The 21322-nt window shown below is 71.2% G+C and carries 20 protein-coding genes; 13 read left to right on the forward strand and 7 right to left on the reverse strand.

Translation table 11 applies throughout. From position 1 onward, the window contains the following. Nucleotides 1–75 precede the first annotated feature (75 nt). The gene (locus QSK37_RS34745; RefSeq protein WP_285582305.1) at nucleotides 76–306 is read right to left on the reverse strand and encodes a DUF3073 domain-containing protein; all 231 of its coding nucleotides are present in this window, start codon (nucleotides 304–306) and stop codon (nucleotides 76–78) included. Nucleotides 307–541: 235 nt separating this feature from the next. Beyond that, the gene (locus QSK37_RS34750; protein WP_285629559.1) at nucleotides 542–1609 is read right to left on the reverse strand and encodes a Glu/Leu/Phe/Val dehydrogenase dimerization domain-containing protein; all 1068 of its coding nucleotides are present in this window, start codon (nucleotides 1607–1609) and stop codon (nucleotides 542–544) included. A gap of 345 nt (nucleotides 1610–1954) precedes the next feature. Between QSK37_RS34750 and QSK37_RS34755 the strand changes: the two genes are divergently transcribed. Then, nucleotides 1955–2821, forward strand: a complete 867-nt coding sequence (locus QSK37_RS34755; protein ID WP_285582310.1) for a DUF8083 family protein — start codon at nucleotides 1955–1957, stop codon at nucleotides 2819–2821. A gap of 240 nt (nucleotides 2822–3061) precedes the next feature. Further along, a complete protein-coding gene (bldC, locus tag QSK37_RS34760) occupies nucleotides 3062–3265 on the forward strand; it encodes a developmental transcriptional regulator BldC (RefSeq protein WP_141956617.1) in 204 nt (67 codons plus the stop codon). Nucleotides 3266–4035: 770 nt separating this feature from the next. On the opposite strand, the gene QSK37_RS34765 is transcribed toward bldC, so the two are convergent. Next, nucleotides 4036–4734 (reverse strand): TetR/AcrR family transcriptional regulator, encoded by a 699-nt coding sequence (locus QSK37_RS34765; protein WP_285629560.1) that lies wholly within the window; start codon nucleotides 4732–4734, stop codon nucleotides 4036–4038. A 237-nt stretch (nucleotides 4735–4971) separates the two neighbouring features. On the opposite strand from QSK37_RS34765, the gene QSK37_RS34770 reads away from it, so the two are divergent. After that, nucleotides 4972–6000 carry a LacI family DNA-binding transcriptional regulator gene (locus QSK37_RS34770; RefSeq protein WP_285629561.1) on the forward strand — a complete coding sequence of 343 codons (1029 nt, stop codon included), beginning with the start codon at nucleotides 4972–4974 and terminating at the stop codon, nucleotides 5998–6000. 29 nt (nucleotides 6001–6029) lie between these two features. Here QSK37_RS34770 and QSK37_RS34775 read toward each other — a convergent pair whose 3' ends face one another. After that, entirely contained in the window at nucleotides 6030–6986 is a 957-nt protein-coding gene (locus QSK37_RS34775) for an MFS transporter (protein WP_349498014.1), read from the reverse strand. 10 nt (nucleotides 6987–6996) lie between these two features. Between QSK37_RS34775 and QSK37_RS34780 the strand changes: the two genes are divergently transcribed. The 5 genes from QSK37_RS34780 (at nucleotide 6997) to QSK37_RS34800 (ending at nucleotide 11901) form a co-directional block, all read left to right on the forward strand. After that, complete coding sequence (locus tag QSK37_RS34780; RefSeq protein ID WP_285629637.1) at nucleotides 6997–7809, forward strand: LysR substrate-binding domain-containing protein; 813 nt, start codon at nucleotides 6997–6999, stop codon at nucleotides 7807–7809. Nucleotides 7810–8034: 225 nt separating this feature from the next. Next, entirely contained in the window at nucleotides 8035–8271 is a 237-nt protein-coding gene (locus tag QSK37_RS34785) for a hypothetical protein (RefSeq protein WP_285582320.1), read from the forward strand. Nucleotides 8272–8500: 229 nt separating this feature from the next. Further along, entirely contained in the window at nucleotides 8501–9346 is an 846-nt protein-coding gene (locus QSK37_RS34790) for an N-acetylmuramoyl-L-alanine amidase (RefSeq protein ID WP_285629562.1), read from the forward strand. 24 nt (nucleotides 9347–9370) lie between these two features. Next, entirely contained in the window at nucleotides 9371–10807 is a 1437-nt protein-coding gene (locus tag QSK37_RS34795; RefSeq protein ID WP_285629563.1) for a DUF7059 domain-containing protein, read from the forward strand. After that, nucleotides 10807–11901, forward strand: a complete 1095-nt coding sequence (locus QSK37_RS34800; RefSeq protein WP_285629564.1) for a DUF711 family protein — start codon at nucleotides 10807–10809, stop codon at nucleotides 11899–11901. The genes QSK37_RS34795 and QSK37_RS34800 overlap by 1 nt, the downstream gene beginning before the upstream one ends. Here QSK37_RS34800 and QSK37_RS34805 read toward each other — a convergent pair. Then, the gene (locus QSK37_RS34805; protein ID WP_285629565.1) at nucleotides 11891–12778 is read right to left on the reverse strand and encodes an alpha/beta fold hydrolase; all 888 of its coding nucleotides are present in this window, start codon (nucleotides 12776–12778) and stop codon (nucleotides 11891–11893) included. The two genes, QSK37_RS34800 and QSK37_RS34805, sit on opposite strands and share 11 nt — an antisense overlap. Before the next feature lie 146 nt (nucleotides 12779–12924). Here QSK37_RS34805 and QSK37_RS34810 point away from each other — a divergent pair, with 146 nt between their 5' ends. Then, nucleotides 12925–14157 carry a hypothetical protein gene (locus QSK37_RS34810; protein WP_285629566.1) on the forward strand — a complete coding sequence of 411 codons (1233 nt, stop codon included), beginning with the start codon at nucleotides 12925–12927 and terminating at the stop codon, nucleotides 14155–14157. On the opposite strand, the gene QSK37_RS34815 is transcribed toward QSK37_RS34810, so the two are convergent. Beyond that, the gene (locus tag QSK37_RS34815; protein ID WP_285629567.1) at nucleotides 14123–14947 is read right to left on the reverse strand and encodes a helix-turn-helix transcriptional regulator; all 825 of its coding nucleotides are present in this window, start codon (nucleotides 14945–14947) and stop codon (nucleotides 14123–14125) included. The two genes, QSK37_RS34810 and QSK37_RS34815, sit on opposite strands and share 35 nt — an antisense overlap. Before the next feature lie 79 nt (nucleotides 14948–15026). Here QSK37_RS34815 and ilvD point away from each other — a divergent pair, with 79 nt between their 5' ends. The 4 genes from ilvD (at nucleotide 15027) to QSK37_RS34835 (ending at nucleotide 20422) form a co-directional block, all read left to right on the forward strand. Further along, the gene (ilvD, locus tag QSK37_RS34820; RefSeq protein WP_285629568.1) at nucleotides 15027–16865 is read left to right on the forward strand and encodes a dihydroxy-acid dehydratase; all 1839 of its coding nucleotides are present in this window, start codon (nucleotides 15027–15029) and stop codon (nucleotides 16863–16865) included. Nucleotides 16866–16881: 16 nt separating this feature from the next. Next, the gene (locus QSK37_RS34825) at nucleotides 16882–17376 is read left to right on the forward strand and encodes a 2-thiouracil desulfurase family protein (RefSeq protein WP_285629569.1); all 495 of its coding nucleotides are present in this window, start codon (nucleotides 16882–16884) and stop codon (nucleotides 17374–17376) included. Between the two features lie 73 nt (nucleotides 17377–17449). Then, entirely contained in the window at nucleotides 17450–18442 is a 993-nt protein-coding gene (locus QSK37_RS34830) for a zinc-binding dehydrogenase (RefSeq protein ID WP_285629570.1), read from the forward strand. A gap of 309 nt (nucleotides 18443–18751) precedes the next feature. After that, nucleotides 18752–20422 carry an MFS transporter gene (locus QSK37_RS34835; protein ID WP_285629571.1) on the forward strand — a complete coding sequence of 557 codons (1671 nt, stop codon included), beginning with the start codon at nucleotides 18752–18754 and terminating at the stop codon, nucleotides 20420–20422. Between the two features lie 239 nt (nucleotides 20423–20661). Here the strand turns inward: QSK37_RS34835 and QSK37_RS34840 are convergent, their stop codons facing one another. After that, nucleotides 20662–21315 carry a DUF1707 SHOCT-like domain-containing protein gene (locus QSK37_RS34840; RefSeq protein ID WP_285629572.1) on the reverse strand — a complete coding sequence of 218 codons (654 nt, stop codon included), beginning with the start codon at nucleotides 21313–21315 and terminating at the stop codon, nucleotides 20662–20664. Nucleotides 21316–21322: the final 7 nt, after the last annotated feature.

The raw sequence follows: 21322 nt of genomic DNA on the forward strand, positions 1-21322 counted from the left end.
TTCACGATCATGCCATCAACGACCCCTGAGAACCGTCTCAGTGCGTGACTGGAACGACCTCAAATAACGGGACGGCTACTTCGCCGTACTCTTGCCGTCGTTCTCGTCGTGGTCCTCGGCGTAGTCCGCATAGCGGTCAGCGAGGTCCTCATACGACGAGTCATCGTCGTAGGGGTCATGGTCATCCTGCGAGTTCTGGTTGACGCCCAGCTCGCCGCGCAGACGGTCAAGGTCTGTCCCGCCGCTGTTGTACTTCAGCCGGCGAGCTACCTTCACCTGCTTGGCCTTGGCTCGGCCGCGCCCCATTGGCTCGACCCCCTCGATGGTCGGGGACCCGTCGTTGGCCCCACTTACGCTCGCTTACGCATCCACAGCCGGGCGCGACAAGACCCCACGCACCAGCTACGGCTACAACCGTACCCGTTTTGCGCCCGGCTCGGTACGTCGTCTGCGCGGTGGCGGCTTCAGCAGAGGATAGCCGACGATGTGGAGTGACACGTCCGGGATCTCCGTCACAACGAAGATCCCGGACGCGAGCCGGTCAGGAGCCGACCAAGATGCCGCGCAGGCGGCCGATCTCGGACATACGGCGCTCGGCGAGCCGATCGGCGGCGACGGCCGGGGGTACGCCCTCGTCGGCGGCGATCTGGAAGATGCGGCGCGTGGTGTCGAAGATCCCGGTGGCCTTCTGCCGGGCCCGGTCGAAGTCGAAGCCCTCGATCTCGTCGGCGACCTGGATGACGCCGCCGGAGTTGACGACGTAGTCGGGCGCGTAGAGCACGCCGCGGTCGGCGAGCTGCTTCTCGATGCCGGTGTGGGCGAGCTGGTTGTTGGCGCCCCCGCACACGATCTTCGCCCGCAGCGTCTCGACGGTCGCGTCGTCCAGGGCGCCGCCGAGGGCGCACGGGGCGTACACGTCGATCTCGGCGCCGGTCAGCGCCGCGTGCCCGTCGACCACCTGCACCTCGGGGTGCTCGGCGCGCACCCGGTCGATCGCGGCCTCGGTCACGTCGGTGACGACCACTTCGGCGCCGTCGGAGACGAGGTGCTCGACCAGGCGGCGGCCGACCTTCCCGACGCCCTCGACGCCGACGCGGCGGCCGCGCAGCGACGGCTCGCCCCAGGTGTGCTCGGCCGCGGCGCGCATCCCCTGGAACACCCCGAACGCGGTCAGGATGGACGAGTCGCCGGCGCCTCCGTGGGCGACCGTGCGGCCCGTGACGTACGAGCACTCCCGCGCGATGACGTCCATATCCTCGGAGAAGGTGCCCACGTCACAGGCGGTGAAGTAGCGGCCGTGCAGCGACTGCACGAACCGGCCGTACGCGCGGAGAAGCCCCTCGGACTTGATCGTGGTGGGATCGCCGATGATGACCGCTTTGCCGCCGCCGAGGTCGAGATCGGCGAGAGCGTTCTTGTACGCCATGCCCTTGGCGAGGTTCAGCACGTCGGCGAGCGCCTCGTCCTCGGATTCGTAGGGGTAGAAGCGGGTTCCGCCGAGGGCGGGACCCAGCGCGGTCGAGTAGATGGCGATGATCGCCTTGAGGCCGGTGGCCTCGTCGTGGCAGAAGACGACCTGTTCGTGGGGGACGCCGAAGACCTTTGTCACGTTGTGGCTCCTCTCTGAGCGCACACTTGCCCGGTGCCGTGGTGGCGGCGTTGAGCGTTGTACCCGGTACCCGGCCGCAGGGCAGCATGTTCGTGGATCGCACGACAGGTGACCAGCGGCGGGAGCGTGAGTCCGACACGATCAGCGTAGGCGTACCGCCGCCCGCTCCGCAGTGATCGGCGTCATCCGGGGCGTCGCGTGAATCCCGGTTTGGAGCCCGGCCGCGGGTGGCGGGGGTGCGAAGATCTCCGGGAGTCCGTCCGGTACGGTGGCCGGAGGTCTCAGGAGCGTCTCGGCGGGCGTGACGACGAGCGTTCCGTGGCGAGATCGTGTCACGATGCGGTCGTGCTGCCCTACGCCGCGTACCTTCGGGTATACGAACCGCTGAACGCCTTTGCCGAGCCGGAGAAGTCCATTTGGGCAGCGTATGCCGTATCGGAGAAGCGGCCACGGCGCGTCGGCGCTCTTGACGTCGAGCACACCCACGCCCTCAGACGCCTGATCGCGGTCCCGCCGATCGTCGCTCCGGTTCGGGAGAGCCGTGACGCGTACGTGCGGCGCGCCGAGGACGTGACCTACATCTGCCCCTGGGAGACGCGGCTGCGCTCCTGGCTGGCCTTCGACCGGTTCCGTGCGGGCATGTCCGAGCAGCTCGCCGAGATGTTCGTGCCGCAGCGGGTGGCGGAGCAGGCCGATGGCGCGTTCGACCGCTGGAAGCGGCAGTCCGGCACGCTCACCCCGCACATCCTCTCGAGCACCTGGCAGGTGCCGATCGCCTGGTTCGTCCCTTTTGTGGCGAAAGAGCGGTGGCTCGTGCTCGGCGCGCACGACGACAATCCGGGCGGCGGCCCGACGACCGCCACGCCCGTGCGCACGCTGATCTACGTCACGCCGATGGCCCAGGCGCGCCGCCGCGTCGCCCGCGCGCTGGCCGCCGTACGGCGCCACGCCGGTGATCACCTCGACGCCGGCGAGGTCGAGTCGGTGGGTCGCTGGCTGGAGGAGTTCCACCCGCACTCGCTGGTCGAACTCGACTACGGAGGGCTCGTGCACCTCCTCGACGACGCCGCTCTGCGCGCCGATGAGTCCGTGGCCGAGGTGGGTGCGGCGATCACGGGTATGGAGACCGGGCAGGCCGAACTGGCCGTCGCGATGCACAAGCGTGTCGTCGCCCGGTGGCGCGTCGTACGAGCTCTTGAATCCGCGAACTGAGGACAATTACCTGAATCAGCGCGCGATGCGACGATACGTGTCGCTAGAATCACGCAGCGTGACTCAGCCACCAAAAATCGCAGAGTTGCTATCAGGGACTTGCCTGTTGCGCTGAGTGGTGGCATGGTTACGTCTTGTGATGTCAAAGTGGTTCATCCAGACCATAAGAGACATCAGTGGCACGCGCGAGGATCAAACGCTGGATCGCTGTCATCGGTCCACGGAGGAGAGGCCGCACAAATGTCAGCTCGTACGCCAGAGGCCGAGCCCCTGCTGACGCCGGCAGAGGTGGCGACGATGTTCCGCGTCGACCCCAAGACCGTCACCCGCTGGGCGAAGGCTGGGAAGTTGACGTCAATCCGGACGCTGGGAGGGCATCGGCGCTACCGCGAGGCCGAGGTCCGCGCTCTGCTGGGGGGGATCCCGCAGCAGCGGTCGGAGTAACCCGGAGACACCCCGATCCGGGTCGGCGAGCCAAGTGATCGCCGGTCGCCGTCGTCACGGCGACGCATCCGGTCGGCCGCGTCTCTCCGCGGCCGGTCGCACCGCGTGAACCGCGATGTGGCGGAGCCACCGTCACGTGCGGACGGTCGGGGGGCTTCCACGAGAAGTTCAATCGGCCCCGTCCCGAACGGGGCCGCGTAGGGGGGTTCTACGGACTCCGCGAGAGTCGTCTCCGGCCTGGAGGGGCCATCGTTCCCGCGAGGATCGACGGCCGCTTCGGACTGGAGACGACTCACGCTGAAGGTGCGGTCGCTCCGCCCGAGGCCGGGCGGGGCGGTCGTACCGCCGCAAAGCCGCTCCGGAACACCTGCTCCAGCGCAGGCCGGAAGGCGGGCCACGCCCAAAACCGCCGGGACACGCCCAAAGGGCTGAGACACGCCCGATTGGTCAAACGCTCCCAGTCGATCGAAGGACGCACGACGCGACCCCGGCCCATCGGGGGGTACCGGATGGGCCTCGCAGGGGAGACGCGGGCGCATGGTTCGCGCGGTAGGACGGCGGGGCTTTGAGGCAGGCACTGGGATCGGCCGACCGTCACCGGCCGCCCACCCGGACGGCGCGTGGCCTGCGAGCGATCAGAGGCGTCCTGTGGCGCCCGCACGCGGCACCGGGACCCTTGACATGGCGTGAGCGGAGCGCGTACGACGTGACCTGTCACAGGGTCGCTCAGGGGGTACCGCCCGCCGGCCCACCGCTGGGCAAGGACGAAGCTAGCCCGGGTCCTCCTCGGCGAGGCGTTCGAGCAGGGCGGCCACCTCGGGGTCGTGCCGGGCGGCGACGTCCAGCAGCACCACGTGGTGGTCGACGAGGAGGCGTTCGAGCTCCGCGCGCGGCAGGTCGCGGTGTTCGAGCCAGTCGAGGCCGGCCGTCTCCACCGACGCCATCCACGAGCGCAGCGTGATGCGGAGCACCGGGCCCGGGTCCGTGACGCCGATCGCGGCGGTGATGTGGTTCATCACCAGGCTCCGGATGTTGTCCAGGACCTCCCCGACCTCGCCCGAGCGGTACGCCGGGCCGCCGCGCAGCAGGGCCACGAAGCCCGCCGCGTGGTCTTCGACGTAGTCGAAGTAGCGGTGCAGCGAGACCGCCAGCCGTTCGAGCGGCTTGCCCTCGGCCGGAGGCTTGAGAAGATCGCTCAGCTGCTTGGCGGCGCTGTGCAGCGCGGCCAGGTAGAGCTCCTGCTTGCCGCCGAAGTAGTGGTAGACGAGGGCCCGTGACGCCCCGGCGGCGTCCGCCACGTCGTCGATCGAGATGTCTTCCGGCTGCCGGTCGCTGAACAGCTCGAGGGCAGCGGCGATGAGCTCGTCGCGGCGCTCGTCGACGCTGAGCCGCCGCCTGCTCGGGCGGCCGCCGGACGAGCGTCGAACGGCCTGCGCAGGCTCCTTCCCGTCTACTGCGCGATCACCCACGCTTGGCAGCGTATCCGAGCCCGCGTCCAATAGACGGCCATCCATGGCAGGTCAGCGCCGACGCGGCGCCCAAAGGCCACCTATCGACCATGACCGAAAGTCCCCTCCTGACCGCCCGTTACGCACTGTTACAGCAGTCAAGGGTCTTGTCGGGGCATCATGGCATCTCCTCCCTTGCGGCGGTCCGTCTGTTTCTGCCCGGATTCAGGTGGTACGTCGGAGATCCAGGAGACTCAAGTGGCAGCAGAGGATGAACGCCGGGAGAGGGCCGTGGCGGCGAAGCCCACCATCCGGAACGTCGCCGAACGGGCAGGCGTGTCCAAATCACTGGTCTCGCTCGTCATGCGCGGGTCGCCGCACGTCAGCGAGCACCGCCGGCAGGCCGTGCTCAAGGCCGCGCGGGAGCTGGGATACCGGCCCAACGCGGTCGCCCGGAGCCTCGTCGAGGGCCGTACGCGCCTGATCGGAGCGCTGGTCGCCGACCTGCACAACCCCTTCTTCGCCGAGTTCCTCGACGGACTGCAGGAGAGCCTGCACGGCGCGGGCCTGCGCATGCTCGTCGGCAGCGGCCGGTGGGACCCGCACTTCCAGGCGGAGGCGGTCGAGGCGTTCCTGGAGATGCGGGTCGACGGCCTGGTCCTGCTCAGCGTCGTTCCCGACTCGCTGAAGGAGGCGGCCAAGAGCGTCCCCGTCGTGGTCGTGGGCGAGCGCGACGTGGAGGGCGTCGACATCGTGGTCGACGACGACGAGCTCGGCGCGCGGCTGGCCGTCGACCACCTCGTCGGGCTCGGGCACGACCGGATCGCGCACATCGAGGGGGCGCCGTCGACGACCGCGCACTACCGCAGGATCGGGTACGAATCGGCGATGAGAAGCCACCGGCTCGATGACCGGATCATCGTGGAGCCGGGTGACTTCACCGAGGACGGCGGCTACCGCGCGGCGCGCAAGCTGCTGTCCCGCGACCCGCGCCCGACCGCGATCTTCGCCCCGAACGACCTGGTCGCGACCGGTGTCCTGTCCGCCGCGGACGAACTCGGCCTGCACGTGCCCGAGGACATCTCGATCGTCGGGTACGACAACACGCATCTGGCCGCGATCCGGCACGTCTCCCTCACGAGCGTCGACCAGCCGCGCCGCGACATGGGCCGTGTCGCCGCCGAGCGCCTCTGCGCCCGCATCGACGACCCGTTGCGCGACACCCTGCAGACGCTCGTCGTGCCGCACCTGGTCATCCGCTCCACGACCGGCCGCGCCCCACGCTGACCCGGTCGCGCGGGTCACGGCCTCAAAAGTCAGCGGCCGGGGCGAACGCCGGAGGCGCGACCGGGTGCCGCCGCACGTGCCGGCTCTTCACGCTGGTGAGCCGTGAGCCGCGGGGGCCTGCCCGCCGCGCGGGCGACGATGATCCGTTCCAGCGTCCACAGCGCGATGGTGCCGGCCGAGCAGGCGGCGCCCAGAACGCACACACTGGTCCACCCGCCGTGCGTCCAGACCACGGACGTCAGCGCGGAGCCGCACGTGCCGCCGGTCACCATCTGTACGTGCCCGCGGTCGGCCGGCCGCCCGGCCACCGAGGCGGTCAGCGCACCAGCGGCGCCCACCAGCGCGAACAGGCCGATGGCCGACTCCGACCAGCCGTACGGCGACCGCACCAGCAGAAAGGTCAGCGCCGTCCACAGCACGTTGAACGAGGCCATGCTCAGGGCGGCGATGCCCGCCCGCCACCGCAGCAGCGGCTCGTACCGGAGCATCGCGACCGTCGAGCGGAGCAGACCGGGGTAGGACAGGCGTGCGCCGTCACCGCCGAGCCGGGGCAGGAAGACACGCAGCAGCACGGCCACCAGCGCCATCAAGGCCGCGTTCACCCAGTAGACGGTCCGCCAGCCGCCCAGGGCCGACAGCACTCCGAACGCGGTGCGCGCCAGCAACGCGCCGAGCAGCAGCCCGGTCATCACCGTGCCGACCACCCGGCCGCGCTCGCCCGGGGCCGCGAGCGTCACCGCGATCGGCACGACGACCTGCGCTCCCACCGCGGTCAGCCCGGTCAGAGCCGTGCCGACCAGCAGCACCGTCCCGTTGGCCGCGGTGGCCGGCACCAAGAGGAACACCGCGGTCGCCGCGTAGAGGGACACGGCGAGCCGCCGCCGCTCCACCAGGTCACCGAGCGGCACCAGAAGGATCAGCCCCAGTGCGTATCCGCCCTGCGCGGCCGTCACCGTCAGCGCCGCCAGCGATGGGCCGAGCCGCATCTCCCGGCCGATCAGGTCGAGCGTCGTCCAGTCCGCGCTGAGCCATCAGATCGCCCGGCTGGAACGGGAGCTGGGCGCCAGGCTCTTCGACCGCACCAGCCGCCGCGTCCGGTTGACCGCGGCCGGCGAGGCGTTCCTCCCCGCGGCCCGCCAGGCTCTCGACGCCGCCGAGCGTGCCCGCGCCGAGGTGGCGGCCGCCGCCGGCGAGATCCGTGGCCGGCTCGCCATCGGCGCGATCTCCACCGTCGCCGCGGTCGATCTGCCCTCCGTGCTGAAGGAGTTCCACCTGCGCCATCGGGAGGTGCGGATCAGCGTTCGCACGAGCCCCAGCGAGGAGCTGACCGAACGCGTGCGACAGGGCGCTCTGGACGTCGGCTTCCTGGGCCTGCCGCCGGGGGTGCGGCCCCAGGGCGTCCGCTGCCGTGAACTGGCGCGGGGGGAGCTCGTCGTCGTGGTGGCGCCCGACCACCCGCTGGCGGACCACGAACACGTGAACGTGCGCCGGCCGGCGGAGGAGACGTTCGTCGACTTCCCCGCGGGCACCGCCGGACGGGCCCATTCGGACGCGGCCTTCGTGGCGGCCGGGGTACGGCGCGAGGTCGCCTTCGAGGTGACGGCCGTCCACCTCATGGACCGCCTGATACGGCAGGACCTGGGGATCGGGATGCTGCCCGCCGCCTTCGTCCCCGAACTCGCCGACCTGCCCGTCGTCCGGCTCCGCGACGCACCGGCACGCATCGAGCATCTCATCTGGAGCCGCCACCAGCCCTCTCCGGCCGCCGCGGCCTTCCTGGCCGTACTGGGCATCGGAGGCGAGGGATGATCTCCGCGCGGGTCTGTTCCCGGTAAGGGGCCGGTCAAGCCTGGTCGAAGCCGCCCGCCGTACGGCCGGGGCACGGCCTTAATGGGTGAGCACACCAGCCGCTCGGCGGGCCGACGCGGGTGGCGCCACCGGCCCTTCGGGGGGATCGGCCGGTGCGCCGCCGCGAGGCCGCCGGGCGGCGACCAGAGCCGGCCAGAGCTGGATCGTGTGGACCCGGGGGTAATCATGCGTGATCCGGAGTTGGTGTCCTGCGCCCAGCGCGCCGCGAGCGAGCTGGAACGCGCGTGGTCCCAGTGGCGCCGCGCACGAGGCCTGATCGAGGAGGCCTCGGAGTCGGTCGCGAGCTACGTCGCCCACTCGATCGACCACCCCTGGGGCCGCCCGCGCGTGGTCCTGGGGCTGGACGCGGAAGAGGCCCGTGCGCTCGCGGCCCTGCTCGGCAAGGAACACGCCTGCCTGTAGCGGAACCCCCGGCCGCCTCCCGGGCGGTCGCGGGAAGTCAGGCGTGACCGCCGTCGCCGCGAACTCAGCGCGGAGAGGGCGGCGGCGGTCACTCTCCCCGCACGTGAGGGGCCGCCGTGGCCGTTGTGAACGCGGATGCGCTGGTCAACGGGTCCCAGGCCTTCGGTTGGTCAGGGCTTTGCCGGCAACCGGCCAAAGCTCCCCCGCGTCTTTGGCACACTGAGGCATGATGTCTGAGCTCATGACTCGTTCCGGACAAAAAGCCTTCGGCGCCTTGGCGATCGCGGCCGTGGCCGGGCTGGTCAGCGCCTGCGGTTCCGGCGGCGACTCCACCGCCTCCGCCGCGCCGCCGTCCGCCGCGCCCACATCCGCCGCGGCGTCTTCGGCGTCTTCGGCCGCACCGACGCCGCAGGGGGCGCCGCTCGCCGGCAAGACCATCGTGATCGACCCGGGGCACAACGGCGGCAATGCCTCCCACCCGGAGATCATCAACAAGAAGGTCAACGTCATCAACGCGATGAAGCCGTGCAACACCACCGGCACCGCGACGAATGACGACTACTCCGAGCACGCCTTCACCTGGGACGTCTCGCTCCGCCTGGCCAAGATCCTCCGGGCGAAGGGCGCCAAGGTCGTCCTCACCCGCAAGAACGACAAGGGCGTCGGGCCCTGCGTCGACGAGCGGGCGAAGATCGCCAACCGTGCGCACGCCGACGCCAGCCTCGCCATCCACGGCGACGGCGCCCCGGCCAGCGGTCACGGGTTCCACATCATCGAGCCGGCGGTGCTCAAGGGCCACAACGAGAAGGTCGTGCCCCAGTCCAAGCGCCTCGGCATGGACCTTCGCAACGCCTTCCACCAGGGCACCGGCATCCCGTACTCCACCTACCTCGGCAAGAACGGGATCGACGTTCGCAGCGACCTGGGCGGGCTCAACGTCGCCACCGTGCCGGCCGTGTTCATCGAGGTCGGCAACATGCGCAACGCCGGTGACGCCGCCAAGATGAAGAGCGCCGCCGGACGCCAGAAGATGGCCGAGGCGCTGGCCCAGGGTTTCGTGAAGTTCCTGAGCTGACGCCGGCACCGCGACAATGGGGGCATGCCCCCGTCCATGCCGTCCACCGCGGCCGAACGCGTAAGTGACCTGTTCCACCAGGCCGGATACACCGTCGCCGGCGTACGGGACCTGCTCGGGCCGGTCGCGGGCGCCGCGCTGGCCCGCGGCGAGATCGTGCCCGCGCTGCGCGCCTCAGGCGGAGGCACGCCCGTAGAGGCGCTGCTCCGGCTCTTCTGGCTCCAGGTGCCGGTATCGACCGGCGATCTGCCCGTCGACGACCTGATCGCACTCGGCCTGGCCGAACGCGACGACGGCGACACCGTACGGGCGCGCCTGCACGTCGAACCGGTCGAGGGCGGCCCGGACCGGCGTCACCTCGGCTACGTCGTCTCCGACCTCAACGTACGGCCCGGGAGCGGCCGGGTGCGGCCCGACCACGTCGTCGGCCAGGGCGGCGCCTCCGCGAACCTGGCCCAGCTCGTTGTCCACAGGCATGTGGACAACGTTCTCGATCTGGGGACGGGCTCCGGCGTCCAGGCGGTTCACCTGGCGCACCGGGCCCGGCGGATCACCGCGACCGACCTCGACCCGCGCGCCCTCGACCTGGCCGCGCTGAGCTTCGCCCTGTCCGGCGTGGACGCCGAGCTGCTCGCCGGCGACCTGTTCGCGCCGGTCGAGGGCCGTACGTTCGACCTCATCGTGTCCAACCCGCCGTTCGTGATCTCGCCGGACCGGCGGTTCGGCTACCGCGAGTCCGGCCTGCCCGGTGACGAGGTCTGCCGGCGGCTCGTACGCGAGGCGCCGCGCCACCTCGCCGACGACGGCTGGTGTCACCTCCTCGCCAACTGGCTGCACGTCGAGGGCGAGGACTGGCGTGAACGCGTCGCCGGCTGGATCGAGGGTGTGGACGGCTGGGTCGTCCAGCGCGACGTCCAGGACCCGGCGGAGTACGCCGAGCTGTGGCTGCGCGATTCGTGCGAGGCCGGCACGCCGGAGTACCGCGACCGGTACGACGCCTGGCTGGAGCTGTTCGAGAGCCGGAAGGTCACCGGCATCGGCTTCGGCTGGATCAGCCTGCACAAGAGCGGCGGCGAGGACGTCCGCGTCGAGGAGCTCCGGCACGCGGTCGACCAGCCCGTGGGCGCCTACGTGGACAGGGTCGTACGCGGCCGGCCGGTGATCATCGATGAGATGACGCTGCGCACCGCCGACGGCGTCGTCCAGGAGCAGACCGGCCGGCCCGGCGCGGAGGATCCCGAGCGCATCGTGCTCCGCCAGACACGCGGCCTGCGTCGTGCCGCCCAGGTCGGCACGGTCGAGGCGGCGCTGGCCGGAGCCTGCGACGGCGACCTGCCGCTCGGCCCGCTGCTCGACGCGATCGCCCAGATCACCGAGACCGACCCCGGCGCCGTACGCGCGGCGGCCCGGGACGTGCTCCCGGATCTGATCGCCGACGGCTTCTTTGAGATCATCGCCTGATGGTCCCGATCCGTACGCTCACGCTCGGGGTGGCCGAGCCGCACCCGCTGACCGGAGACGTCATCGCCAGGTCCGCCGAGGCGCTGCGCCGCGCCGAGGCCGCCTGCCGCGCCGACGGCCACGAGGTGCAGACCCTGCGGCTGTCCACCCGCCCGGTCTTCGGCGACATGACCCCGACCGCCGCGTACGCCCGCGAGCTGCAGGCGATGCTGGACGACGCGGGTCTCGTCTACCTCTCCCTCGGCCCGGCGACCGACGGCGTCGAGCTCATCCCCGATCTGCTGATCGGCAACGACGCGCTGAACTGCACGGTACGGCTCGACGGCAACACCGCCGCCGCGCGCCCGGCAGCCGAGGCCATGCTCCGGCTCGCGAACGAGACCGAGGAGGGCTTCGGCAACTTCCGCTTCGCCGCGCTCGCCTGCGTGCCGCCGAACGGCCCGTTCTTCCCCGCCGCGTACCACGACGGACCGGCCGACCTCACCGTCGGCCTGCAGGCCGCGAGCATCGCCGTGAAGGCGGCCGAGGGCGGCCTCGACGGGCTCACCGAACGCGTCGCCGAGGCGTTCACCGCCGAGGCGACCCCGGTCGTACGGCTCGTGGAGCGGATCGCCGGTGAGCTGGGCGTACGCTTCGGCGGCATCGACCTGTCCCCGGCGCCGAACGGCCCCGACAGCATCGGCGCCGCGTTCGAGGCCGCGGTCGGCGCCTTCGGTGCGCCGGGCACCCTCGCCACCGCCGCCGCGCTGACCGCCGCGATCCGCGGCACCAGCCTGCCGACCTGCGGATACAACGGGCTCATGCTGCCCGTGATGGAGGACGTCGTCCTGGCGCGCGCCTGGGAGGAGGGCCGGATCGGCCTGCACGACCTGCTGGCCTACTCCTCGGTCTGCGGCACGGGCCTGGACACCGTCCCGCTGCCGGGCGACAGCTCGCCGGACGACCTGGCGCGGCTGCTGCTGGACGTCACCGCGCTGGCCGTGAAACTCCAGAAGCCGCTGTCGGCGCGGCTGTTCCCGGTGCCGGGCACGCGGTCCGGCGACCGTACCTCCTTCACCTCGGAGTACCTGACGAACACGATCGTCAGGTGGTGACCCGGGCGATCGCCTCCAGGCTCGCGGCGACGTAGGTCTTCGGCGCGGCGAGGAAGACGTCGTGGTCCTCGTCGACGGTGATCACCTCGGCGCCGAGGCGCTCCGCCATGTCACGCTGGTCGCGCGGCGGCACGGCGGAGTCCTTGGAGGTGAGGACGACGACGGTCGGCACGTCCCGCAGCGACGCCGCGTGGGGGCGGAAGTCGAAGTCGTACTCGGCCAGCATGACGTCCACCATCGTGCGCGGATGGCACAGCATGAGCTCGCGGCGCAGCCACTGCCAGAGCAGCTTGGTCTCGGTGCTGCGGTTGCGGGTGTCGCCGAAGAACCGCAGCGGTGCCGTACGCCCGAGCCCGAGCGCGGTCAGCGGCCGTACGGCGCGCAGGAGCGGCCTGGTCAGCTTGTCCATCCAGCTGTCGAACCGCAGCGCGGTGGCCTGGAGGACCAGCCCGGCGACCCGCTCGGGGTACCGGCGGGCGAGGTCGAGCCCGATCGGCCCGCCGAGCGAGTAGCCGAGCACGATCACCTTGTCGATGCCGAGCGCGTCGAGCAGTGCGATGTGGTCGTCGGCGGCACCCTCGATGGTGAACCGCTCCGTACGGGCCGGCCCGCGGCCGTGCCCGTGGTGGTCCATCGCCACCAGCCCGCCGGGCAGGCGTGGCATGAGATGGCAGAAGTTCACGTCGGCGGTGAGGGTCCAGCCGTGCAGGAGCAGAACGGGAGCGTCTCCGTCGACGACACGGGCGGTCACCCGGCCACGGCCGGGCAGGTCGAGCACACGTGTGGGCGGAAGGGCGGGCTCGATCACACTGGGACCGACCCGGCCGAGCGGACGCATGAACCCCAGCCCCCGGCGGAGATCGGCCTGCGCACCCATGTCAAGAGCTTCGCACGAGAGGCGAATCCAGCATATGAGACGGTTGTCACACTGATCTGGGGATTATCCACGGGCTCCGCTCGCAATGGAGTCACGGCCGGTGTCCTTGCCCAACGTGCCAACGGTCACCGTCGGTTCCCGATATATTGCGCCGCGACGTCGAGACCGTACATTTCCCTTTTCGAATACGAGGATATGCGATGCGCTTCTCACGACCCTTGGGGGCTTTGTTGGCCGGCTCCCTCATCGTGGCCGGTATGACAGCGTGTCGAGACGACGGAGACCCGGCGGGAAAGGGTGGTTCCGCGTCTCCGTCGGGTGCCGGAACTCCCGCCGCGGCCGGGTTGCGACCGCGTGATGTGGTGGTGACCGCCGACTGCATGCTGGGCGGCAGCGCCGCCGCCATCGACATCGCCGGTTGGGATCCACGGACCTGGAAACGGCTCACGCAGATCACCTTCGACCTGCCCGCGCCCGCCATTTTCTCCACGGTCGACGCCCGTGCGCTGACTCCTATGATCGATCTGTGCCGGCAGCCCGGTTCCGAGGGCGTCTACGACTCCGACAGCATGGAATGGGCCGTTCCTCGCATACGCGCCATGTTCGATCGGGATTTCACCAGGATGGCGGTCGTGCTACGCGGTTCGGGCGGTGACGAGACACACGTCGGATTCATCGACCGCCAAGGCAAACTGACCGACCTCACCGGCGGCGGCGATTCCCTGGGCTTCACTCCGCGCGAGGAGAACGCCGCCATGGCGCCGGACGGCTCGGCCGTCTGGTTCACCTATGAAACGTCCGACGGAAAACACCGAATCGGCAGTCGGCCGGTCAACGGCGCCCACACCCTGACCGACCAAGGACCGGCCACGGACACGAACCTGCCGCTCGTCCTGGTCGGGCAGCCGTTCCGCGGCGTCCAGGCGGAGATGGTGCACCTGTCCCCGGACGGGAGTCGCATGACGGCCTGGGCGCACGGTGTGGACGAGAACGTCTTCGATGTTCCCGCCACGTCCACCGCGCTGACCGCCGACACCGCCAAGCACCCGAAGAGCCTCGACGGCTGCCCTGAGGCGGTGGGCTGGACCGGACCGCAGACCGTGCTGTGCCGTATGGACCAATTGGGGCAGTTCAGGGCCGTCGGCACCGATCCGGGCGCGGCACCCGGGCCCGTGCTGGTGCCCGCCAACGACAAGGAGAACGAGGGAGAGGTCATCTCTCCGGACGGGAAGCGGTTCATCTTCAACAGCCATCGGGCGAGCGATCCGACCGGGGGCTTCATGGGCTTCTATGTCGCCGGGACCACACCGGGGAGTGCCCCGCAGAAACTGACCGTCGACGCGCTCAACGCGCAGACGGTCTTCCTGGAGTGGCGTTAGGTACGGGGGTGTAGATCACCAGATGCAGGTCGGGCTGGTCCGACGGCGCCAGGCGGTGGTGCTCCAGGTGGAGGTCGCCGGCGACCGGATGGTGGAACACGCGCTCTCGCGAGGCGAAGCCCTCGATGTCGTGGCTCTTCCAGCCGGCGCGGAACTCCTCACTCGCGTCGAGCAGGCGCTCGATCAGCCGCGCGTACGACGGGTCGCCCAGGCGGGGGCCGGCCTCGGCCCGGAACTCGGCGAGGAACCGGCGGCTGGTCACCTCCCAGTCGGGCAGCAGTTCGCGTACGTACGGATCGGTGAACACCAGCCACAGCAGGTTGCGGTCCTCCGCCGGGACCGTCGCGACGTTCGGGTAGAGCGCGGCGTACGCGGTGTTCCAGCCGGAGATGTACCAGTCTGGGGCGATCGCGTACGCCGGGAAGCCGTCGAGCGCGTCGAGCAGCCGCTGTACGTGGGGCGGGGCGGCCCGCGGGATCGGTTGGGCGTCCGGCTCCGGAGCGGAGTATCCGACCAGCGTCAGGACGTAGGTGTGCTCGGCGACCGACAGCCGGAGCGTGCGCGCGATCGCGTCCAGCACCTGCCGTGACGGATGGATGTCGCGGCCCTGTTCGAGCCAGGTGTACCAGGTGACGCTGACGCCGGACAGGTACGCCACCTCCTCGCGCCGGAGTCCGGAGGTGCGGTTCCGGCCGACCGGTGGCAGCCCGAGGTCGGCCCGTACGAGCTGGTTGCGCCGGGCCCTGAGGAAGGCGCCGAGCTCCGCGCGACGCTCGCGCTCGATGGTCACCGTGCGAATACTAGTAGTGCCACTACTAGAAGTTGCGCCGTCTTCAGCCAGGACCGGTCCGGCGGGGATCGTTGGGCGCATGCCAGAGCTGAGATCACGAACCGTCACCCACGGGCGGAACATGGCCGGTGCCCGCGCCCTCCTGCGCGCGGCCGGAGTCGACCGGAACGACTTCGGCAAGCCGATCGTCGCCGTCGCGAACAGCTTCACCGAGTTCGTTCCCGGTCACACGCACCTCCAGCCGGTCGGGCGGATCGTCTCCGCCGCGATCAAAGAGGCCGGGGGCGTTCCCCGGGAGTTCAACACCATCGCGGTCGACGACGGCATCGCCATGGGACACGGCGGGATGCTCTACTCCCTGCCCTCGCGCGACCTCATCGCCGACTCCGTGGAGTACATGGTCAACGCGCACTGCGCCGATGCCCTGGTGTGCGTCTCCAACTGCGACAAGATCACCCCAGGCATGCTCATGGCCGCGCTGCGGCTGAACGTCCCCACCGTCTTCGTCTCCGGCGGTCCCATGGAGGGCGGCGCCGCCACTCTGGCCGACGGCACGGTCCGCGACCGCCTGCACCTGATCTCCGCCATGTCCGGCGCGGCGTCCGACGCGGTCACCGATGAGGACATCGCCCGCATCGAGGAAGCGGCGTGTCCCACGTGCGGCTCCTGCTCGGGGATGTACACGGCGAACTCGATGAACTGCCTCACCGAGGCGCTGGGCCTGGCCCTCCCGGGCAACGGCACGACTCTGGCCACCCACACGGCGCGCCGGGCGCTGTACGAGGCCGCCGGGCGGACGGTCGTCGAGCTCGCCCACCGGTACTACGAGCAGGACGACGCGACCGTGCTGCCGCGTGCCATCGCCTCCCGCGCCGCCTTCGACAACGCGATGTCGCTGGACATCGCCATGGGCGGCTCCACCAACACGGTCCTGCACCTCCTAGCCGCCGCGCGCGAGGCCGAGCTCGACTACACGCTGCGCGACATCGAGGACCGCTCCCGCGCCGTGCCCTGCCTCTGCAAGGTGGCCCCGAACGGGAGGTACCTGATGGAGGACGTCCACCGCGCCGGGGGAATCCCCGCGATCATGGGCGAGTTGCATCGCGCCGGGCTCCTCCGTGAGGACGTGCACACCGTCCACGCCGGCTCGCTGGGCGAATGGCTGAAGACCTGGGACGTGCGTGGCGGATCACCCTCGCCGGAGGCCCAGGAGCTGTTCCACGCCGCTCCGGGGCGCGTCCGCTCGGCCACGGCGTTCTCCCAGTCGAAGCGCTGGGAGGATCTGGACCTCGACGCGGAGAACGGCTGTGTCCGCGACACCGCTCACGCGTACTCCGCCGACGGCGGGCTGGCGGTGCTGCGCGGCAACCTGTCCGAGGGCGGATGCGTGGTGAAGACCGCCGGCGTCGACGAGTCCATTTTGACCTTCACCGGTCCCGCCGTGGTGCTCGAGTCACAGGAGGAGGCCGTCGAGGCGATCCTCGGCGGGCGCGTCCAGGCCGGCGACGTCGTCGTGGTCCGCTACGAGGGCCCGCGCGGAGGGCCGGGCATGCAGGAGATGCTGTACCCGACCGCGTACCTGAAGGGCCGTGGGCTCGGCAAGAGCTGTGCCCTCGTCACCGACGGACGTTTCTCCGGCGGCACCTCCGGACTGTCGATCGGCCACGTCTCACCGGAGGCGGCGGCCGGCGGCGTCATCGCCCTCGTCGAGGACGGCGACACCATCGTCATCGACATCCCGAACCGGTCGATCCGGCTGGACGTCCCGCGCGCCGTGCTGGCCGAGCGTCGCACCCGCCTGGAGGCGGCCGGCGGCTACCGCCCCCGGCGCCGGGACCGGGTCGTGTCGACCGCGCTGCGCGCCTACGCCTCCATGGCCCTGTCCGCCGACAAAGGGGCCGTCCGCGAGGTGAACTGACCTACCGTGGAGGTTGATGGAGCGGATCCTGGTCAGTGCCTGCCTGCTGGGCCAGCGGGTGCGTTTCGACGGCACCGGCAGGCGCAGTGACGACGTGCTGTTCGAACGCTGGCGGCGGGAAGGGCGGCTCGTGCCGTTCTGTCCCGAGGTGCGGGGTGGGCTGCCGGTGCCACGTCCGCCCGCCGAGATCAGCGGCGGGTCCGGTGCGGACGTTCTCGACGGCCGTGCCGTGATCCTCACACCGGACGGGACCGACGTCACCCGGCACTTCGTCATCGGCGCCCGGCAGGCGCTCGACCGCGCGCGGTCGTACGGGATCCGGCTCGCGATCCTCAAGGAGGGCAGCCCGTCCTGCGGCAGCGCCCAGATCCACGACGGGTCGTTCGCCGGGCGCAAGATCCCCGGCGAGGGTGTCACGACCGCCCTGCTCGAACGGCACAGCATCGCCGTCTTCGCCGAGGACGCCCTGGAGGACGCCGCCGCCCGGCTGGCCGAGCTCGAACGGCGCTGACGGCCGGCGCTTGACCTCAATCATGGTTGAGGTTGAACACTGCTTCTCACGTTGACGAGGGGGAGCAGTGACCATGCGAGTGATTCAGGTGGAACGTTTCGGCGGGCCCGAGGTGCTGGTGCCGACCGACGTGCCGGACCCGGTGGCCGGGCCGGGGCAGGCGGTGATCCGGGTGTCCGCGGCGGACGTCGGGTTCGTCGAGACGCAGATCCGGGCCGGCGCCTTCGGCGAGTACTTCACGGTGACCCCGCCGTACGTCCCGGGGCACGGCGTGACGGGCGTGGTCACCACCGTCGGCGACGGTGTCGACCCGGCCTGGGTCGGCCGGCGGGTCGCGGGCTACACCGGCGAACACGGCGGGCGCGGCGGTTACGCCGAGCGCGCGGTGATCGAGGCCGCCGCGCTGGTCCCGGTGCCGGACGGGCTCGCGCTGCGCGACGCGGCGGCGTTGCTGCACGACGGCGTCACCGCGCTGCGTCTGTTCGACGTGGTCGGCGTACGCGCCGGCGAGCAGGCGCTCGTCACGGCGGCGGCCGGCGGCATGGGCCTGCTGCTGGTGCAGCTCGCGCACGCGGCCGGCGCGCGCGTCATCGGGGCCGCCCGCGGCAGGCGGAAGCTCGCGCTGGTCGGCGACCAGGGCGCGGAGCTGGTCGTGGACTACTCCGAACCGGACTGGGCGGACCGGGTGCGCGAGGCGACCGGCGGGACGGGAGCGGACGTGGTCCTCGACGGCGCGGGCGGCGCGATCGGCCGGGCGGCCTTCGAGGTGACCGCGCGCGGCGGCCGCTTCTCGGCGCACGGTGCGCCCTCGGGCGGGTTCGCCGCGCTCGACTCCGCGGAGGCGGAGAAACGCGGCATCACCGTGAGCGGCATCGGCGATCTCCAGCTCGGACCGGAGCAGATGCGGCAGGTGCTCACGCGGGCACTGGCCGAGGCGGCGGAGGGCCGGATGCGCCCGGTCATCGGCCAGACCTTCCCACTGGAGCGTGCCGCCGACGCCCACGCCGCGATCGAGGCCCGCGAGGTGGTCGGGCGGACGCTTCTGCTGGCCGGCCCGCCCGAGTAGGCGTAGCGGCGTTGAAGAAGAGCCCCAGCGGCTCCGGGTGGCAGTACGGCGCCGCTGACGGCCGCCTCCTCGGCCTTGTCCCTTTCGGCGAAGGTCACACAGGTGCCGTCCAGCAGCGTCCTGACCGCCTACAGGGCGCCTCTCGCGATATGTCTTGACCCTCGCGAGGAACGCGATATATCTTCTCTCTTAACGAGACACCCTGCCATCGCCTGAGCGTGGCGGAACTCTGTTCATCGTAAACGAACGGCGTTCCTAAAGCGATCGGCGTTCAGGGACCTTGCGTTTCTCGCGACACCGGAGGAGACCATGACCACGTCGACCGCGCCCCCTACCGGGCCCGTAGCGGCCCGTGAGCCGTACCCCCTGCGCTGGATCGCGCTGTTCGTCCTGCTGGCCGCCGAGGTCATGGACCTGCTCGACGCCTTGATCACGAACATCGCGGCGCCGTCCATCCGGGCCGACATCGGCGGCGGCGCGAGCACGATCCAGTGGCTCGGCGCCGCGTACACGCTGGCCATGGCGGTCGGCCTGATCACCGGCGGCCGGCTGGGCGACATCGTCGGGCGCCGGCGCATGTTCCTGATCGGCGCGCTGGGCTTCACCGTCGGCTCGCTCCTGTGCGCGGTCTCGCAGTCGCCGGAGATGCTGATCGTGTGCCGAGGAATGCAGGGGCTCTTCGGCGCCGTGATGCTCCCCCAGGGCCTGGGCCTGATCAAGGAGATGTTCTCCGAGCAGGAGATGTCGTCGGCGTTCGGCATGTTCGGGCCGGTCATGGGCCTGTCGTCGGTCGGCGGCCCGGTGCTGGCCGGCTGGCTGATCGACGCCGACTACTTCGGCACCGGCTGGCGCATGATCTTCCTGATCAACCTGCCGCTAGGGCTGCTCGCGGTGCTCGGCGGCCTGCGGTTCCTGCCGGAGTCGCGGTCGGCCCGGCCGCCACGGCTCGACCTGGTCGGCGTGGTGCTGGCCGGACTGGCCTCACTTCTGGTCGTCTACCCCCTGGTCCAGGGCCGCGAGCTCGGCTGGCCCGCGTGGACCTTCGTCTCGATGGCCGTCGCGGTCGCCCTCTTCGGCTTCTTCGGCTGGTACGAGGCGCGCAAGCGGCGTATGGGCGGTGACCCGCTGGTCGAGCCTGGCCTGTTCCGCAAGCGCGGCTTCACCGGCGGCCTGATCGTCGGGATCGTGTTCTTCGCCGGCATCTCCGGGTTCTCGCTGGTCTTCAGCCTGTTCACCCAGCTGGGTCTCGGTTACTCCCCGCTCAAGGCGGGCCTCGTCGGCCTGCCGCTCTCGGTCGGCATGGTCGGCGGGTTCGGCGTCGCCCAGGCCTTCCAGAAGTTCGGCCGTACGGTGATCCACGCCGGCATCGTCGTCATGGCCGCCGGTGTCGTGGCCGTCGTCGTCACGCTGCACCTGGCCGGTGTCGACGTGTCACCCTGGCAGCTGATCCCCGCGCTCACCCTGACCGGTCTGGGGATGGGTGTGCTGATGGCGCCGTTCTTCGCCATCGTCCTCGCCGGCGTGGAGACGCACGAGACCGGCTCGGCGTCCGGCGCGCTCACCGCCGTACAGCAGCTCGGCAGCGCTCTCGGCGTCGCGGTACTCGGCACGCTGTTCTTCGGGTTCCTCGGCGGCCACGTCGCCAGTGCCACCGACGCGGTCGCGCCCCGGACCCTCGCCGCGGCCGGCGTTGAGGGACCGGCCCGCGACCACCTGGTCGCCGCGCTGCGCACCTGCGGCCACGACCGGGCGGCCGCCAAGGACCAGGAGCAGGTGCCGCCCTCGTGCGTACGGCTCGAGGGGGAGCTGCGCACCGCCGAGGCGCCCGTACGGCTGGCGGCGGTGCGCGCCGCCGAGCAGTCGGCCAAGCGCGGGTTCGGGCAGTCGATGAACCTCACGCTGTGGATCGAGGTCGGCCTGCTGGCGCTGACGTTCGGCACGGCGTTCCTACTGCCACTGCGTGCCCGCCCGGAGGAGTGACCAGCCGGAGGTTATCCACAGCCGCCCCGCGCACCTTCCGCCACCGCTCCTCGCCCTGGACACTGGAAGTGGGCTGGAGCCCCCGGGCGGGAGGGGCGCGGGAGGGGCGCGGGAGGGGCGCGGGAGGGGCGCGGGAAGGGCGCGGGAAGGGCGCGGGAAGGGCGCGGGGCCGTCCGTTGGCGCTGAAGGATCAGGGGGACGAGACGGTCCCGCTCTCACCAGGTGAGAGCGGGACCGTCTCACTGTCCGAGCTGTCGGCGCTGTTCGCGCCTCTGCTCCTTGCGTTCGAGCTTGCGGCGTTTGAGCTCCGCCTCCGTCGCCTTGCGCTCGACGCTGACGCCGCCCCAGAACGCCACGCCGGTGACGACGATCCGTGGTGCGCCCGGCGCGCCGGGGCCGGTCGCCCGTGTGTCGAAGCCGCCCATGATGCCGAGGCCGCCGACGTGCACCTCGGCGTCCTCCGGGACGATAATGTGGACCCCGCCCATCACGGCGTACGCCCGGATGGTGACCTGCGGGCCGGAGAAGCGCGCCTCGCGCAGGTCCACGACGCCGCCGCCGCAGAACGCCACCGCGTTGAACGTCTCGGGCGCCACCCACCCGCCCTTGCGCTCGAAGCCCCCGAGGATCGCGATGCCCATCGTCGAGGTGGGCGTGCCGCCGAACCGGTCGCGGGAGGGGGCCCGTGGCGCGGAGTGGGACTCTTGCGGCAGGTCACGGGTGATGGGCTCGAGGTCACCATACGTTTTCGCGGCGTACACTGCGCTGAGTCGCTCGTCGAGTTCTTCCAGGTCAAGGCGGCCTTCCCCGGCTGCTTCGCGGAGAATCGCGGCGACGTCGTCCCGATCGGCGTCCGAGATGCGCATCTCGCGCCGCTCAGGAAGATTCATCATGCAGACA

The sequence above is a fragment of the Actinoallomurus iriomotensis genome (genome assembly GCF_030269445.1).
Lineage (GTDB): Bacteria > Actinomycetota > Actinomycetes > Streptosporangiales > Streptosporangiaceae > Actinoallomurus > Actinoallomurus iriomotensis.

Bases quoted from the DNA above. Each gene is read 5' to 3' on its own strand.
- bldC (WP_141956617.1), top strand. From the start codon at position 3,062: ATGTCAGCTCGTACGCCAGAGGCCGAGCCCCTGCTGACGCCGGCAGAG.
- ilvD (WP_285629568.1), top strand. From the start codon at position 15,027: ATGCCAGAGCTGAGATCACGAACCGTCACCCACGGGCGGAACATGGCC.
- QSK37_RS34795 (WP_285629563.1), top strand. From the start codon at position 9,371: ATGCCCCCGTCCATGCCGTCCACCGCGGCCGAACGCGTAAGTGACCTG.
- QSK37_RS34800 (WP_285629564.1), top strand. From the start codon at position 10,807: ATGGTCCCGATCCGTACGCTCACGCTCGGGGTGGCCGAGCCGCACCCG.
- QSK37_RS34745 (WP_285582305.1), bottom strand. From the start codon at position 306: ATGGGGCGCGGCCGAGCCAAGGCCAAGCAGGTGAAGGTAGCTCGCCGG.
- QSK37_RS34775 (WP_349498014.1), bottom strand. From the start codon at position 6,986: ATGCGGCTCGGCCCATCGCTGGCGGCGCTGACGGTGACGGCCGCGCAG.
- QSK37_RS34790 (WP_285629562.1), top strand. From the start codon at position 8,501: ATGTCTGAGCTCATGACTCGTTCCGGACAAAAAGCCTTCGGCGCCTTG.
- QSK37_RS34840 (WP_285629572.1), bottom strand. From the start codon at position 21,315: ATGATGAATCTTCCTGAGCGGCGCGAGATGCGCATCTCGGACGCCGAT.
- QSK37_RS34835 (WP_285629571.1), top strand. From the start codon at position 18,752: ATGACCACGTCGACCGCGCCCCCTACCGGGCCCGTAGCGGCCCGTGAG.
- QSK37_RS34825 (WP_285629569.1), top strand. From the start codon at position 16,882: ATGGAGCGGATCCTGGTCAGTGCCTGCCTGCTGGGCCAGCGGGTGCGT.
- QSK37_RS34830 (WP_285629570.1), top strand. From the start codon at position 17,450: ATGCGAGTGATTCAGGTGGAACGTTTCGGCGGGCCCGAGGTGCTGGTG.
- QSK37_RS34805 (WP_285629565.1), bottom strand. From the start codon at position 12,778: ATGGGTGCGCAGGCCGATCTCCGCCGGGGGCTGGGGTTCATGCGTCCG.
- QSK37_RS34785 (WP_285582320.1), top strand. From the start codon at position 8,035: ATGCGTGATCCGGAGTTGGTGTCCTGCGCCCAGCGCGCCGCGAGCGAG.